Below are 15,273 nucleotides of genomic sequence, written 5' to 3' on the forward strand. Positions count from 1 at the left end.
GCTAGCAGTGATTGGCGCGAATCAATACTTTGCCGTCTGTAGCGTTTTCACGCGTCGCCGCTTGCCCGCCGATCGTCCGCGGCCCAGTCCATGCCGCGACATATCCGATCCATCCGGTGCGTCCAGGCGCTTTCCTCACGGCCAAGCAGAGTCGAGCCGTCGTCTCCGGTTTTAAAAGATGTTAGCGCGAGGTTCAAGGCCGTGCTTGAAGTGCTATCAGCGAAACGACGGATGCTGTTTAGCGTCGTCTCGTTGAGTGGCAACCCGTGATTGACCGCGTTCCTGACTCGCCTATGTCGGGCACGGAGGAGCTCCGTTTCGCACCACATCTCTTCAAGCAATTGTCGTTCTTTGACTGGATTCGTGCTGATCGCGATCGCTTCCTCGAAGTCAGCTCGTTCGAGGTCGGTCATCGGAAGTGCGCGAATTTGGTCTAGGAGAGCAACGACCCCGGAGACATTGATAACGCGACCGGCTGGCCGGCATTCAGAGATCTTCTGCTCGAGTTCCTGCCTTTTCTCGTGTGGTTCGCGTGACCACCCCTCTTGGAAAGGCGCCATCAGTTGTTGAGCAACCAGATTGTCCGCTTGATTGAGGGCTTCTCGTCGCTGAAGGGCGGTAGTGAGGTTCTCCGCTCGCACATTCAGCGCAGAAGCAAAGTGCTCCATCGCGTGGTCCTCGAGCGCGGTGGCAACTCTCGGAGAAACCGGGCGAATGCCATAGAAGTGCACATCACGATGATCCGTCATCCGTGCCTCTCGAAGGGCGTTCAATGCTTCGACGAGGTGCACAGGCATGGGGCCGTTGGCAAGGGCATCGTCGAGCTGTCTCGCGGCACCGCTTACGATCTGCCCCGTTGATCCAATCCCGTAGCTGTCTTCCTCGATTACACGAGAAGGCCGAAGAACTAGCCCGAGTGAAGAACGCCACACTTTTCCACCAAGGAGCACAGTCGTTGCCCCAGCATGTTGCCACGAAGTACCGCCGGCTTCCACAGCGATGGCCAGGATCGCATCAATTCTTCGCCTCGCCTCATCGGCAGCACTGGCAGCTTGCCATTCCCCGAGATCGGTACGGATGAGAATCGCCTGGTTCCCTAGCTTCACACACTCGGCATGAAGGTCCTCGAGCCACGGCGATCCCTCACGGATCTCGCGCAGCTCGGCTCGCTCTGGGAAGTCATTTACTCCAAGGTCAAAGGCATTCGGTAGGGCCCAATCCGGTCGAAGAAAGGTCATCGGACCTGCGACTTCCCTCATCCCAGAGATTGTCGCTCGATAATACACAGTCCAGACGACGACTTGACCTGTAGGCGCTGCCGCGAGGATGTCCGTTGCCATCCCGAGCCTGCGAGCCTCCGTCAACTGTTCGAAATGCGGCTGACCCCACCCCCTAGCGAGGTCCTCTTCGCTCCTGACAAGCACGTCGGCCGCCTTGCTGAGCAATGAAAATGAATCGCGCGCTGCCGGGCCAATTTGTGAAGCGAGGATCGTTGACAGCCTTCGCAGCCTTCGGCTCGTTGCGCCAGGAACCTTTGCTTCGTCACAAAGATCGAGGAACGCTTGGGCAATAGCAGGCTCGGAACGCCACAGCCTGTTGAAGTTTGCCACTGTGGCAGCGACAGCCGCAGGGTCGCTATCCTCGGCCAGGTCAGCCAGAAGAGGACCCACCATCGCGCTAAGGCGTCGTCCGAGGGCGCCAGCCTGCACGTCAATCTCATGCCTCAAGGATTGGCGATTCTTCTTGGGAAACCCAGAATTCCACGACAATGGCTCAGCAGCCTGAGCGTACTCACCAAGCTCCGAAACCGCTTCACCGAGCGTGTACGGCGCTACAGCTCGATGTGGGAGCGGCAAGACTTGGGCGACCGCCAGCATCCACCCGCTGACATCTGCCTTCCGTTGGACTCCCACCATGCCTTCTCCAATCGTAGAACGCTCATTTTTGCACCTTCTGCGCAGACTATTCGTATCGGGCCCGGCGATTACCTCTGCAAAGCAAGACAGCGCGTAAGCCGATCGGCCACCGGGTACTTTCCCGCTGGCCACGATGCAGCACCCGGTCATTGCGCAAGTACCAGATGCGCCTGCTACGGGGCGACGGGCCCGAGCTATTCCTCCTCGCCTAGCGCCGATCTATTCGGTGGAGAAATCGTCATCCTCGTAGCTCTTAACTACCCACCACATTGCCTCGAGCGCAGCATCGATGCCCCGGGAGCCCGCATGCGCCAACTCCTCAACTGCTCGGTCCATCGCTTCGTCAAAGTTGTGAGGTGGGATCATTCAGTGATCCTCACACAAGCGAGTCGACAAGCGGAAGGGTCGTTCGCGCCCTGAGCAGCTTCTCCTCTCGGGCGCCTAAAAAACTGCCTGTTCTACCTATTCCGATCCGAGGTACTGAACACGCGCTATCACCGAACTTGAGGAGGACGCACATTTGAAACAGAGTTACCGCCAGGGTTTCTCGCATCGATGCCGGCATGCACCTGGTATTGGTATCGGCTCGAAACTAGTTAGATATCTAACTGATATCAGTATCAAACTGACACAAAGAATGATCGCCGCTGCTGGAGGCTAAAACTAGACACGGGCAGAGCGAATAGCAACAAATAGGGCGATGGATCGCGGCGGTGTCGGGCGATTTTGTTCGCGGAATCAAACCGCGAGAGAAGCGTGGAATTGAGCTGTAGGTGGCGGCCATGCGCGGCGCTAGGCGGCTCTTCGCGCCAGTCGTTACACCTGCGCCGGCAACCGGATGCCACGAGATGCTGCGAGATGGGAACTATAGAGGGACGACCAATCCCAATTTCCTACTTCGCCGCCGAACCGGCCCTGTCAGAATGAACCCGTGGATACACCGTCGTTCGTATTGTCAATCTCTGGGATCGCTGTCAGCGCTGCGGGCGTGATCATCGCTCTGGTCATCGCAAAACGCCAAACTGCTGAATCAGGCGTGCAACAGGAAGTCCTCATTGAAGTCTCAGACCTCACGCGAGAGAACGCTCTTGTGCTGGGCGAGCTTCGTGACCGAACCATTGCTGCCGACCCCTCCATCGAAGAGGGGCCGGATGCTGAACCGGACGCAGATTTACCAGCGAATGCGCAACCGCTGATCGACGAGCTGAAAGCACGTGGGGCGAAACTCGATTTCGAACGTTTGAAGTGGAGAAAGAAAACGACCAAGCCGCCGACAAGAGGCAACTACGGATGGTTCGTACATAGCGACGCTGACGGCGAACGTTGGTTTGTACATTCCGGCCGCACCACTTCTGCACGTCGGGCAGTGCCGATGGAGCGCATCGAAGCTTGGGAACAGAATACCCCTGGGGTCTCACCGACTGATATTCGCCTCGACTACCGCATCGGCTCTGGGAAGGGCAGTCATGCCTGGTACATCGAAACCTACGACGGACGCACCTTCAAACTGTCTAAGGGCGGTGCGGGCGTCAGTGGAGTAACTGTCACGCAGGTCGACACCGACTGAGGCGAACGGGGAACCACCTCGGATCCCTTGGGGATGGCACACGAACAAGAACACCAACGATCTGGTTCGCGAGAATTCCCGAAGGGAACCGAGAACACGGGGCATCAGCCGTACCCGACCGCGATCGCGGACGAGATGAACAAAGGGCCAAAATCAACCCTCGAGTTCCTTACATCGCGGGGATCCTTTAACCGGTTAATATAGGCTGCCAAGACTTATCACCGCCTGGTCATACAGGCTGGAAAACCTGCATTCACTTCTGTCTCCGTTACACCGCTACCCACTGAAACACGTCACTGGTTACATTTGTTGACTACTTGAATCGAATTACTACGCACCGACATTCTTTTTACTTAGCCTTAAAAAGTAACGTGCGTGGATTTCCCACGCCCCTCAATGAAGCAATTACGTCAGGTGCTCTGCCATATGAAAATCATCGCTATCGCTGCTGGAAAAGATCATGCCCTCGCTCTCACAGAATGGGGGACAGTTATCAGCTGGGGGAACGCCCCAGAAGCACCTGAAGGTCTTGGCAATGTGAAATCGATTGCAGCCGGCGCACACACGAGCCTGGCGCTATTAGACGATGGCACTGTTGTCGGATGGGGTGCAACGGCGGTACCCCAGGGACTATCCGGAGTAGTGCAAGTTCTGGCAGGTGGAAGCTACTGTTTTGCAGTGCTGGATGACGGTCACGTCGTAGGGTGGAAGAAAATGTCTTTCTTCGATCCAGCTGTCGAAGATCGTTGGGACTTCGAAAATCCACCAGCTTCAGTTTCAAAGAGCGGCGGATTTGCCTTAGCACTTGATCCTCACGGGCGCGTTTCGATTCACGAGCTTGGAGGATTCCTACACGGACTCGCGCCAGAAGTACCTGAAGCTTTGCAGACAGGAATCGTGCAGGTTGCTGGGGGGTTTGCACACGGCCTGACTTTGTCCGACAAGGGTGTCGTCGCCACCTGGGGTGAAGAAAAACAACTTTCGTCCTCTGACCTTGGAGTTCCCCTAGATCTCTGCAACGTGAAAGCAATTGCAGCGGGGGGCGCTTTCAGTCTCGCACTTAGAGAAGATGGCACAGTCGCCGCCTGGGGTTACAACGATTTTGGCCAAACAGACATCCCCGAGGGTCTGCACGGGGTGACTGCGGTTGCAGCGGGAACTCATTTCGCGTTGGCTCTCTGCGCGGATGGAAAGGTTGTGGCCTGGGGGCGAAAGGACCATAACCAGTCGCAGGTGCCCACGGAAATCGCTGGCGAGTCAGCACTTTCTGCTGAGAGCGGTGATCTGAGACCGATAGTCCTGAACCGGGAGCTTCGACCAACGTTTCTGATCTCAAGCGGCGCACCTCACGAGAAAACCGAGATGACCTTAACTCAAGTGCCTAACGGTGAGACTGCGATGCGTAAGGTTAAGCAGCTTTCGTCGCTATTGGAACTTGCATCGCGATCTCCCCACTACTTTGCCGAACAGCACGATTACGGACGCGATCTTGGAATCGCCTGGAACAACTACGCGGCAAGGAAGATATTGGAGGGTGACTACTCTGGTGTTCTTGATGCGTTTAGCGAAGCAGACAGAGCATTCCGCGAGATTCCAAGTTCACCGGCAGAAGACGGCAAACGCCACTGGGAGCTCTTAGAGTGCTTGCCCATCTCGCGTGCTGTGCTGAGAGTGAACATCGCCATAGCACTCCTTAAATTAGACCAGCCAGAGCAGATTCCGCAGTTTCTTTCCGAAGCCAGGGGGCTTCTCAGGGAAGGTCCTTCCGACTGGATAACCCTGGTGACTGCGGCTGTGAGCAAAATCGAGGAAGTAACCGAAGAAAGGCTCAACCCGTCTTCGCAGCCGCCAACGCCCTCTCAGTCCGCTGACGGCGGCTGTTACATTGCGACTGCAGTGTATGGTTCATACGAGGCTCCTGAGGTTCTGTCGTTGCGTGCATTTAGAGATCAGCATCTCCTAACCAACGCGTCTGGCCGACTGCTCGTGCGAATCTATTACTGCATCAGCCCTTCCCTCGCTTCGCTTCTTCACAACCGATCAGCATTGAACAAAGCCGCAAGACGTTTCCTTGATGGGATAGTTCGAAGGATCTCCTCCCCAGCCGCTTCTGATTAGGCTTTTCCTGCAAACCGTGTCGCAAACCCATGGGTTACGAGACGGATAGGCTACGTGACAACGGAACGCTCAGCGAGTCCCGCACAAGCGCCCGTTAGCCGATCCGTCAGCGGGCTGCGCCTGGCGCATACGTTTCGCGACGCGTGCGCACTGCGCCTACTTCGGGTCATAGAGGAGAGTCGTGTGGATCTGATCGCTAGTTGGCGGTTTTCTGTGATCGCTTGGCGGCGTTAGTTGCCGATGACGAGGATGCTGGCGGCCGCTTCGATGACGTCGTCGGTGATGGTCTCGAGTTGGTTGATTTTGAGCACCCGTGTGATTTGAGGGAAGAGGCGTTCGAGAAGCCGGAAGTTGCCGCGCGTGATGCGCTCGATCGCGGCGATGGCTTGTGCGTCGGTGAAGTCATCGGGGTCGAGGGTGCGCCCGAGGCGTTTCCAGTGTCGGTCGAGGACGAACAGCAGTTCTTCGCGGCCCAGTGCCCGGTAGCGGTGTGAGAACCCGAGTCGGGAGTACAGCTGGGGGTAGTGACGGAAGCGCTGGTCAATGCCGGGCATGCCGATCAGGATGATCGCCAACTGGTGGCGGTCGTGGTGATCGCGGAGCAGTTCGAGCGCGGTCGGGGTCAGGCGCTCGGCCTCGTCGATGATCAGCAGCTCGACCCACCTGGTGATGTCGCCAACGTGGGCGCCGGCGACTTTGCCGATACTGCGCTGGTGTTCGTCGACGCAGCTCCCGAGCCTGATTTGGAAGTGCTCGATCTCGCGCATGAGTTGTCTGTGCCGAGGCAGGACCTCCGGGGTGTAGAACACGGTGCGGGTGCGATTGGCGGCGGCGTAGTGTTTTGCGTCGTCGTCGGTGCGGGGACCCCATTCGGTAATGAAGGGCTCCAGAGTGTCCCAGTGGGCGTAGCGGCGGGCCGATAGGGTCTTGCCGACTCCGGCGTCGCCGTGACAGATGCCGATCGTGTGTTCTTTGCGCACGGCGGTGGCGAATTCGATGAAGCGGCGGTGTTCCTTGGTGACGATGAAGTCCTTGGTCATCATTCATCCTCTTCGTAGGTGCGCAGCTTCGACCGCCGGATGGCAGGTGCGGTGGTGCGGGGTTTCTCGCGGTCGGCGATGCGGGGGATGCGGTCGTTGAGGTCCTTGCGCAGTTGCCGGCGGCGGGCCCGGCGTGCGGTCTCGATCTCGCGCAGGCTCAGCCGCTGGTTCGGGTGTGCCTCGTCGATGGCGACGCAGACGAAGGTGTCGTGGTCGTAGACGCGGATCTCGGAGACATCGCGCGGGTCGTAGCGGATCGTGACCGGTCGGCCGACGAACGGCGCCAGGGTCGGTGAGAGGTAGCGCTGGCCTTGGAAGTGGATGCCGTCGCGCTGGACCGTGCGATGTTTGGGCACCGTCAGCAGCAGTCCGTCGAGTTCGTCGAGAGTCTCGGGCATGCGCGGCAGCCACCCGTCTGCGATCCAGGCCGTTTTCGGGCTCGTCCCGATCTCTCGATGGGTTCGCTCGTTGTATACCGTGATGAACCCGCCGATCGCCTGATCAAGAGCAGCAAGATCCAGCGATGGTTTCGGCTTCGTCCCGGCTGCGAGGTAGCCGGGCAGGGTGGAGAGGAGCTCGGTGTTCAGTGTGCCGAAGAAGCGTTCGATCTTCCCCCGGCCCTGCGGGCGGCCGATGGTGGAGAAGATCATCCGGATCTTCAGGGCGGCGGCGGCGTATTCGAGATGGTGGCTGGTGAAGTCGCTGCCGTGGTCGATGTGGAGGACATCGGGGATGCCGCACATCGCCCACGCGGGCTCTTCCTTGCGCCAGATCGCCTGCCGCAGCGCCAGTGCCGTGTTCATCGCCGAGGGAGCGCCGGTGAAGACCATGTACCCGCAGATCGCGCGGGAGTAGTCGTCGATCACGGTGGTCAACCAGGGCCGCTCCGGTGTGCTGTTCGCGCCGGTGATGAGGATGTCGAGTTCGGTGTGGTCGGCCTGCCAGGTCGCGTTCGGTCGCTCGGCGCGGTGACGGAACACGAGTTCGTGGCGATCGCGGTAGGCAGTCGGCCCGTCCAGCGCGAGTGTCACCAGCGCTGGATCCAGCGCGCCGACGATGTTGCGCACTGTCGCGTAACTCGGGGCTGGATGGTCCAAGCGTTCAGCTTCGGCGACCGTGAGCCGGTGCAGCGCGGCGATGCTCGGACGGGGGCGGGTCAGCGCGAGGCGCTCGACGAATGCGACGAGTTCGGTCGGTGTACGCCGGGTGCCGGCGTCTGTCCGACGCTGTGGTTCGAGGGCGGCGATACCACCGGACTTGTAGAGGTGGTGCCAGCGTTCCAGGGTGCGCAGGGCGGTGCCGGTCTCCCTGGCCAGGGCTGTCAGCGGGATGTCGTCCTCGACGTGCAGTCGAAGGATCCTCCACCGGTCCAGCCCGTCCATCTCACACCTGTTCGGACACCGCGTCGCGAACGCGGGCGGCCTGCTGGTGGCGATAGAGCGTCGCGCGGGACCAGCCGACCAAGCGGGCGGCGGCTTCGGCGGTCCGTCCTTTCGCACGAGCGTCTTCGGCGATCACGAGTTTCTCCGCGATCACGTCCGGGTCGACCGGAGGTCGACCGAAACGGGTGCCGTTCTGCTTCGCCGCGGCGATACCGGCATTGACTCTTTCGGTGATCAGCTCGCGCTCGTACTCGGCCAGGGTGGCGAGCATCCCGAGCATCATCCTGCCCGACGAGGTCTCCGGATCGATGCTGTCCGAGATCGACCGGATCTTCACCCCTCGCTCGCGCAGCAGGTTGACGGTGTTGAGGACATCGATCAGGGACCGACCGAGCCGGTCGATCCGCCAGACCACCACGGTGTCACCGTCCTGGGCGTAGTCGAGGAGGCGCTTCATGCCGGGACGCTCCGCTGCGGTCCTGCTGCCCGAGGTCACATCGGAGAACACGTCCCGCTTCTGCACTCCGGCACCGACCAGCGCATCCACTTGCAACTGTGCGTCCTGACCGGCGGTGCTCACACGTGTGTATCCCAGAAGCCTCATACCTCAAGCATGACTCACAAACCCATAGAAGGCACGGTCCTGAGGCAGTCTCCGATAAGACGACTTCACGAGACACACGCGAGGGCCTTCCCGCGCAGGAAGAGCACATCGATCGGACCACTCTTCTGACGTCTCATAAAGCTGTACTTTTCTGAGGCGCGCTACCCAACCGATTCGATGGGTTAGCGTGAGTCGTTGGTTCTCGCGCCGGTCTGCACGAGTGCTCAAAGCCGCTTGCACGGGCACGTACCTCCATTGGCCGAACGTCGTGTGTGCTGCGTCGCTGATCACCGCTATTCACGAGCCCCCGACGCCGGGCGTTGGCGCTCGTGCTCACGCGTTGCGTGGCAGGTGATTGGCGTGTCATTCACTCCCGGCGAAGTACTGAGGCGAGGTAGCGTCCTGTGACGCTCTCGGGGTTCTCCGCGATCTCGTCCGGGCGGCCGGTGGCGACGATGCGGCCGCCGGACGTACCGCCGCCCGGGCCCAGGTCGATCACGTAGTCGGCGTTGGCGATCATGTCGAGGTCGTGCTCGATGATGATCACGGTCGCACCGGTTTTCAGGAGCTGGTCGAGAACGCCAAGGAGCACTCGGATATCCAGCGGGTGCAGGCCGACGGAGGGCTCGTCGAGGATGAAAAGGGTCCCGGCGTGCTTTCGGCCGAGTTCGGTTGCGAGTTTGAGCCGCTGCGCCTCGCCGCCGGACAGCGCCGGAGTGTCTTCGCCGAGGGTCAAGTAGCCGAGACCGAGCGTGACGAGAGTTTGGAGCTTCTTCTTCACGCGGGGGCGGTCGGCAAGCATGTCGGCAGCGTCCGCGACGGGGGTGGAGAGGAACGCGGGCAGGCTCCGGTCGCCCTGCGCGGTGGAGATTCGGATGGCGTCGGCGTCGGGTCGGTAGCGGGTGCCGTTGCAGTCTGGGCAGGGGATGCCGACATCCGGGAGGAATTGGACATCGAGCATGATCTGCCCGGTGCCTTCGCATCGCGGGCACCTGAGCGAGCCGGTGTTGTAGGAGAAGTCGGCAGGTGCCAGGCCGTTCCCACGCGCGGCCGGGGTGTCTGCGAAAGCGCGACGAAGTTCGTCAAGGACGCCGCTGTAGGTTGCCACGGTGGAGCGCACATTGGTGCCGATCGGGGTGGCATCGACAACGTTGGCGGTTTCCAGGCCGGCAGCGTCCAGGCTGCGGACGTGCGAGGGCATCGGATCGCCGCCGTGGGCTGCGGCGATGGCGGGGACGAGGCTGTCGAGTACCAGCGTGGTCTTGCCCGACCCCGACATGCCGGTCACTGCGGTGAGCCGCCCCTTCGGGATGCGGACGTCGAGGGCGTGGACGGTGTGCACTGCAGATGTTTCGAGTCGCACCGTTCCCTCGGCGAACACCTCCGACTCGCTGGCGCGGTTCCTCATGATGATGTCCGCGCGTCCGGCGAGGTAGTCGCCGATCAGGGAGGCGGGATCGGCACTGATCTGTGGAATGGTTCCCTGTGCGAGGACCGTTCCTCCCGTTGCACCGGAGCCTGGTCCGATCTCGATCATCCAGTCCGCTTCACGCAGCACCTGGACATCGTGGTCGACCAGGACGACAGAGTTTCCGTCGTCGAGGAGGTCGCGCATTACTCCGATGAGGCCGTCGATGTTCGCCGGATGCAGGCCGATCGACGGTTCATCGAGGACGTAGAGGACCCCGGTGGTTTCGTTGCGCACGGCCCGGGAGAGTTGTACCCGCTGACGTTCCCCGGTGGATAGTGTTGAACTGGCGCGGTCGAGGGTGAGGTACCCGAGGCCCAATTGCACCAGGCGCCGGCCCATCGCGGCGAACTGGTCGGCGATGAGTGACGCCATCGGCTGCAGGTCGGAGTCGACTGTGCTCGGGATGGTCAATACCCAGGAGAGAACCTCGTCAAGGTCCTTCTGTGTCGCGTGAGCGAGGTTGATGCCGTCGACCTCGCTTCCGAGCGCCTGGTTTGACAGTCGGGTGCCGTGGCACGACGGGCAGGTGTGTGTGGTGATGAACCGGTTGACGCGGACGAGTCCCGCTTCGCTGGTCGCATTGTCGATGGCCTCGCGCACGGCCTGCCTGGCGTTGCGGTAGGTGAAGTTCAGGTCGAAAAGCTTTCCCGTTTTCGACGGAACTCGGATCTCCCGCTTCACGGCGGGGCCATCCATGACGATGAGCCGTTCCTTCTCGGTCAACTCGCTGTAGGGCACGTCGATGCGCACACCGAGCTCGGCGGCGACCTGTGGCATCACGGAAAGCCCGAACATGCCCCACGGAGCCACCGCTCCACCGTCGATCGTCTTCGAGGGATCGGGGACAAGGGTGTCATCGTCGATGTCGCGCACCGTGCCCGTTCCCGTGCAGACAGGGCAGGCGCCGTCCGAGTTGAAGGCGAGCGATTCGGCGCCGGGCGGGTAGAAGATGGCGCCGCACACGGGGCAGACCAGGTCCTTGTTGGCGGCGACGTCGATAGTCGGAGCAAGGCGATGCCCGTTCGGACACAGGTGAGAACCCAGGCGGGAGAACATCACACGCAGCACATTCAGCAACTCGGTCGATGTCCCGAACGTGGACCGAACGCTCGGCACGCCGAGCCGTTGCCGCAGCGCCAGGGCAGCGGGTACATGCTGGACGGAGTCCACCGTCGCGCGGGTGGCATGCGACATCCGTCGACGCGTGTACGTCGATAGCGCTTCGATGTAGCGTCGTGACCCCTCCGCGTACAGAACGCCGAGCGCAAGCGATGACTTGCCCGAACCGGACACACCGGCGATTGCGACGAGGCGGCCGATCGGAACATCGACATCGATGTTCTTGAGATTGTGGACTCGAGCGCCGCGCACTGTGATCGACGTTGGCTGGCTGCTGGTCATGTGTGCGTCTCCTGGTGCCGTCAGTGTGTCAGTGAATCGGTGGGTTCAGGCACCGCGCGCCCGAACCCACCGCTCGAATCTGTTGGTCAGGCCTGTCCCCAGAATGCGTCCTCGGCGGCACCGTCCTCGGAGAACAGGTGAACCGCGACGATCTTCCCGTCACGAACGGTGAGCAGGTCGACCCCGCCCATGTCCATCGAGGCGTCGCTGCGCTTGCCGACGAAGCGAACCGGAACGGCAACCAGCTCGCCGTTGACCATGGCGGGCCCAGAGACCGAGAGCTGGAAGGTGCCGGCGCTGGCCTCCATCATGCCGCCGAGCAGGGCGCCGACGCCATCCAGGCCGGCGTGATCTCCGGAGAACTGGTTGGCTCCCGGCTGGTGCCAGACGACCTCGGGGCTCAGCAGGCTCATCGCCGTTGGTACGTCGCCGGTGCCGAGTGCATCAAAGTAGGCATTAGCCACAGCAGTAGGGGTGCTCTCGCTCATTGCATTTCTCCTGTCAGGGGTTGGTATATTCATGATTACATCCGGTAACCGGTTACCTCAACGTAACTAAAGGGAGGTGGTGGTCATGTCGCAACCAGAGTGGAATGTCATGCTGGCTACGTGTCCGTCGCGCACATCGTTGGCGCGCATCGCGAACAAGTGGACGGCGATGATCGTCATCTCGCTCAGCGACGGGCCGCTCCGGTTCGGAGAGATTCGCGAAGCCGTCGGCGGTATCAGTGGAAAGGTTCTCGCCGACACTCTCCGTGAACTTCAGCGCGACGGCATCGTGTCCCGGACAGCTTTCGATCAGATGCCCCCACGGGTCGACTATGCGCTCACCCCACTCGGGCTCACTCTTCGGGAGCCACTGGCAGCGCTGGGGCAATGGGCGCAGTCGCATATCGAAGAAGTCGAGCTGGCTCGGTCGACTTACGACGGATATGACAGCCCCGACCGAACTCGAGCTTCATCGCACGCTGTGAGCGTGTCATCGAAGTCCGCCGCAGCCACGACCCCGCGAGGATCAGACGATCCGACGTCTATCGGCTCCTGATGCCGACGACGACGCTGCGCACCGGATCGCTGCGGAGCAGATCCAACAATTCCGCGAGGAGCACTTCCCCGTCGAACCGGAGGGCGTCGACGACGACCCAACTGATAATGCGAGCCGGTGCAACGGCTATATCGCGTGCTAAGCGCTGCCTGCGCTCCCTCGTCCAGAATCGATTGTTCCGACGCAGTCGGCTCTCCGGGTCAAAGCATCTCGGAGAGTTCGGCGCCAAGGAGCGATCACAGAATGCCGCCATATAGCGATCAAGTCCACAGGAGAGTCGCGAGCACAGCATCAGCTTCACTCGGCTTGGGTCTGGAGTATGCCTACCGAAAATAGCCGACCAGTCGGCGATGCCCTAGCATGTGGCCATGCCCAGATTGCCTCGCGCGCCATTCGCACTGCTCGCAGCTGCCGCGGCCCTATCTTCGATACCTCTACTGACCTCCTGCAGCTCGAGTTCATACTCCTACGACGAGCTCAATGAGACTGAACTCTTAACCGAAGACTCAACCCCCGTCGACCCCGACAAAGCGTGCGCGATGCTTGTCGCCGCACCTGCCGGTCTCGCCCAGCAGAAAGCCGCTGAGTTCGGTTGCGTAGTGGACGAGAACGGGGACTGGGTGCATCAGGCCGAGCCCTTGCCTTCAGCTTCAGATCCACTCCTATCCGCCCCAGCGCCGGAAACGCAGCCGGGAGGTGGGATCCCATGGAACCAGGCCGTGGACCACGCCTGGACGACACAGCGCGTGTGCGGTCCTCTCGCAGGCAGCGGAAACTCATATGACGACGTCTTCCTCAACCTCGGCCGTGATTACCCTGACCCAAAACGCTTCCAGATCGTGGTGTGGGATATCGGTAGCCTCGAGTCGATTGCCGGAAGCGCGACCCTGTGTACCTCCGGTCAGATCACGCTGTACGAAGGTGTAGCTCAGATCGAATTAACTGACCCGAGCCTCATCGAAATTTACAACTAGAGCGGGTCAGCTCAACCTGTCACCTAGCCGTACAGCAGACCCCAGATGGTGCAGCTTCCCTCAATCAGGTTGAAGGCGGCACCGAGCTGGCTGCACACGAGACATGCCAGCTTCGCCGCCTTCGGAGCTTCATATGCGGGGCGGCGAGCAGAGCGGCTGCCGCGGGCGCAGGCGCCCTTGCCTCGAGATCCTTCATGGGGCAAACGATGGGGCACCACTGGTGCAGATTGCTGCTGAACGGCGTATTCCTAGGCACATCAAGATGTCGAGATCGTTGATTTCATGCGGTTTCGTGAGCTACCGCGCACTCCCAAGCGGCAGCACTATCAAAAGTTCAAATCCCCTATCCTCCGCAGTAACGAAACAGCCCCTCACCTGGGTTTCCCGGTGAGGGGCTGTTTTGGTTTTTCTCCAGCTTCCCATCGCCCTAGAAATTCAGTTTCAGACGAAACTTGCAAATTACGCAGGTGGAATTTCAAACCACCCCTGTCCACATTTCAAATACCGGCTATATTTGAAAAATGGATGTCGCAAATTTCAAATCTTCCCCAGTTGGTTCGCTCGAACCAATCAGCGGTTGGGACAATGAGCTTGGGCAGACATACGACCACTACGCATTCGTGCCAACGCCCCTTCCCGCGCGCATTGACATGCGTCAATCAACGGTGAAGTTGATGGGTGAAGCCGACCGTGCACTTGGCTCACTGAACGCACGAATCAAGTTCCTCCCCAATCCAAGCCTTCTCGTCAGACCCGCCCTGAAGCGAGAAGCGCAGGCGACATCCGCATTGGAGGGGACCTATGCGCATCTCGACGAGATCCTTGCGGCAGACCACATTGACCCACCTCGCCAATCGAATGACGTCCGGGAAGTCATGAACTATGTGGAAGCTGCAATCCAGGGCTTGGAGCTCGCGAAATCGCTTCCCATCTGTCGCAGGATGCTGGAGCAAATCCAGAAAACACTGGTCAGCGGCACACGCGGTGACACCTACGACGCTGGATCTCTCCGACAACGTCAGGTCTTTATTGGAGAAAAGGGAAGGCCCGTAGAAGAAGCTCGATTCGTGCCTTCTCCCCCGGGCGACCTGCTCGAGACAGGGTTCTCCGACTGGGAGCGCTGGGTAAACGCCGACGATGACCACCCTCTTCTCGTGAAGTTGGCCTTAACTCACTACCAGTTTGAGACACTCCACCCGTTTAGTGACGGCAACGGTCGACTGGGCCGGCTCATTATCTCCCTACAACTTCTCCTAGAGGGCGAGGTCGAGTACCCGATTCTCAACTTGTCTGCGTGGTTCGAACCGCGAAAAGATTCATACATCGACGCGCTCAAGAACGTGTCTCTGACAGGCGACTTTGATCCATGGGTAGCCATGTTCGCAGAAGCGGTCAGGGACCGCTCACGCCACGCATTGCAACAAATCGACGCGCTGTTCGCATACAGAGATGGTCTCGTTGCACAGGCGGCCGAGAAAGGTATCCGCGGGATTACCACGGAGGTGGCAGAAGTACTTCTCGGCCAGCCCGTCATCACAATCCCAGAGTTCAGCGAAGCCCGGGGGATCGCGTATGGCACGGCTCGATCCCTCGTGCAAAAACTCGAAAGCCTTGGTGCAATTCGCGAGATCACTGCGTCAAATTACGGCCGACTCTACTTTGCTGATGGGGTAGCACGAATATTAGCGAGATAGCGCTTCCGCCCTTGGTGCCAGAATCAACCTGGAATTGAACGCGACGTGTCCACGTTCGTGCT

The 15,273-nt window shown here is 60.4% G+C and carries 12 protein-coding genes; 5 read left to right on the forward strand and 7 right to left on the reverse strand.

Annotation, left to right across the window (positions count from 1 at the left end):
- Positions 1-47 precede the first annotated feature (47 nt).
- Positions 48-1,259 carry a hypothetical protein gene (locus JW030_RS12475; RefSeq protein WP_188045515.1) on the reverse strand — a complete coding sequence of 404 codons (1,212 nt, stop codon included), beginning with the start codon at positions 1,257-1,259 and terminating at the stop codon, positions 48-50.
- An 876-nt stretch (positions 1,260-2,135) separates the two neighbouring features.
- The gene (locus JW030_RS12480; RefSeq protein WP_188045514.1) at positions 2,136-2,282 is read right to left on the reverse strand and encodes a hypothetical protein; all 147 of its coding nucleotides are present in this window, start codon (positions 2,280-2,282) and stop codon (positions 2,136-2,138) included.
- Positions 2,283-2,847: 565 nt separating this feature from the next.
- On the opposite strand from JW030_RS12480, the gene JW030_RS12485 reads away from it, so the two are divergent.
- Both JW030_RS12485 and JW030_RS12490 read left to right on the forward strand, forming a co-directional pair.
- On the forward strand, positions 2,848-3,483 hold the full coding sequence (locus JW030_RS12485; RefSeq protein ID WP_188045513.1) for a hypothetical protein: 636 nt from the start codon (positions 2,848-2,850) through the stop codon (positions 3,481-3,483).
- A gap of 375 nt (positions 3,484-3,858) precedes the next feature.
- Entirely contained in the window at positions 3,859-5,601 is a 1,743-nt protein-coding gene (locus tag JW030_RS12490; RefSeq protein WP_206348573.1) for a CFI-box-CTERM domain-containing protein, read from the forward strand.
- Between the two features lie 230 nt (positions 5,602-5,831).
- On the opposite strand, the gene JW030_RS12495 is transcribed toward JW030_RS12490, so the two are convergent.
- The 5 genes from JW030_RS12495 to JW030_RS12515 all read right to left on the reverse strand — a co-directional run bounded on the left by JW030_RS12495 (position 5,832) and on the right by JW030_RS12515 (position 11,987).
- Positions 5,832-6,641: an AAA family ATPase gene (locus tag JW030_RS12495; RefSeq protein WP_188046799.1), complete on the reverse strand. Its 810-nt coding sequence runs from the start codon at positions 6,639-6,641 to the stop codon at positions 5,832-5,834.
- Entirely contained in the window at positions 6,641-8,023 is a 1,383-nt protein-coding gene (locus tag JW030_RS12500) for a Mu transposase C-terminal domain-containing protein (RefSeq protein WP_188046795.1), read from the reverse strand. Before JW030_RS12500 ends, JW030_RS12495 begins: the two co-directional genes overlap by 1 nt.
- Before the next feature lies 1 nt (position 8,024).
- Positions 8,025-8,627, reverse strand: coding sequence for a recombinase family protein (locus tag JW030_RS12505; protein ID WP_101590133.1), 603 nt, complete (start codon positions 8,625-8,627; stop codon positions 8,025-8,027).
- 367 nt (positions 8,628-8,994) lie between these two features.
- On the reverse strand, positions 8,995-11,499 hold the full coding sequence (locus JW030_RS12510) for an excinuclease ABC subunit UvrA (RefSeq protein WP_188046796.1): 2,505 nt from the start codon (positions 11,497-11,499) through the stop codon (positions 8,995-8,997).
- A gap of 86 nt (positions 11,500-11,585) precedes the next feature.
- Positions 11,586-11,987 carry a nuclear transport factor 2 family protein gene (locus tag JW030_RS12515; protein ID WP_188046797.1) on the reverse strand — a complete coding sequence of 134 codons (402 nt, stop codon included), beginning with the start codon at positions 11,985-11,987 and terminating at the stop codon, positions 11,586-11,588.
- A gap of 85 nt (positions 11,988-12,072) precedes the next feature.
- Here JW030_RS12515 and JW030_RS12520 point away from each other — a divergent pair, with 85 nt between their 5' ends.
- The 3 genes from JW030_RS12520 to JW030_RS12530 all read left to right on the forward strand — a co-directional run bounded on the left by JW030_RS12520 (position 12,073) and on the right by JW030_RS12530 (position 15,211).
- Positions 12,073-12,543 carry a helix-turn-helix domain-containing protein gene (locus JW030_RS12520; RefSeq protein ID WP_188046798.1) on the forward strand — a complete coding sequence of 157 codons (471 nt, stop codon included), beginning with the start codon at positions 12,073-12,075 and terminating at the stop codon, positions 12,541-12,543.
- A gap of 539 nt (positions 12,544-13,082) precedes the next feature.
- Positions 13,083-13,517, forward strand: coding sequence for a hypothetical protein (locus JW030_RS12525; protein WP_206348574.1), 435 nt, complete (start codon positions 13,083-13,085; stop codon positions 13,515-13,517).
- Positions 13,518-14,038: 521 nt separating this feature from the next.
- The gene (locus JW030_RS12530; protein ID WP_188045245.1) at positions 14,039-15,211 is read left to right on the forward strand and encodes a Fic family protein; all 1,173 of its coding nucleotides are present in this window, start codon (positions 14,039-14,041) and stop codon (positions 15,209-15,211) included.
- Positions 15,212-15,273: the final 62 nt, after the last annotated feature.

This window comes from Leucobacter sp. CX169, from assembly GCF_017161405.1.
Taxonomy (GTDB): Bacteria; Actinomycetota; Actinomycetes; order Actinomycetales; family Microbacteriaceae; genus Cx-87.

Bases quoted from the DNA above. Each gene is read 5' to 3' on its own strand.
- JW030_RS12475 (WP_188045515.1), bottom strand. From the start codon at position 1,259: ATGAGGGAAGTCGCAGGTCCGATGACCTTTCTTCGACCGGATTGGGCC.
- JW030_RS12480 (WP_188045514.1), bottom strand. From the start codon at position 2,282: ATGATCCCACCTCACAACTTTGACGAAGCGATGGACCGAGCAGTTGAG.
- JW030_RS12495 (WP_188046799.1), bottom strand. From the start codon at position 6,641: ATGACCAAGGACTTCATCGTCACCAAGGAACACCGCCGCTTCATCGAA.
- JW030_RS12500 (WP_188046795.1), bottom strand. From the start codon at position 8,023: ATGGACGGGCTGGACCGGTGGAGGATCCTTCGACTGCACGTCGAGGAC.
- JW030_RS12505 (WP_101590133.1), bottom strand. From the start codon at position 8,627: ATGAGGCTTCTGGGATACACACGTGTGAGCACCGCCGGTCAGGACGCA.
- JW030_RS12510 (WP_188046796.1), bottom strand. From the start codon at position 11,499: ATGACCAGCAGCCAGCCAACGTCGATCACAGTGCGCGGCGCTCGAGTC.
- JW030_RS12515 (WP_188046797.1), bottom strand. From the start codon at position 11,987: ATGAGCGAGAGCACCCCTACTGCTGTGGCTAATGCCTACTTTGATGCA.
- JW030_RS12520 (WP_188046798.1), top strand. From the start codon at position 12,073: ATGTCGCAACCAGAGTGGAATGTCATGCTGGCTACGTGTCCGTCGCGC.
- JW030_RS12525 (WP_206348574.1), top strand. From the start codon at position 13,083: ATGCTTGTCGCCGCACCTGCCGGTCTCGCCCAGCAGAAAGCCGCTGAG.
- JW030_RS12530 (WP_188045245.1), top strand. From the start codon at position 14,039: ATGGATGTCGCAAATTTCAAATCTTCCCCAGTTGGTTCGCTCGAACCA.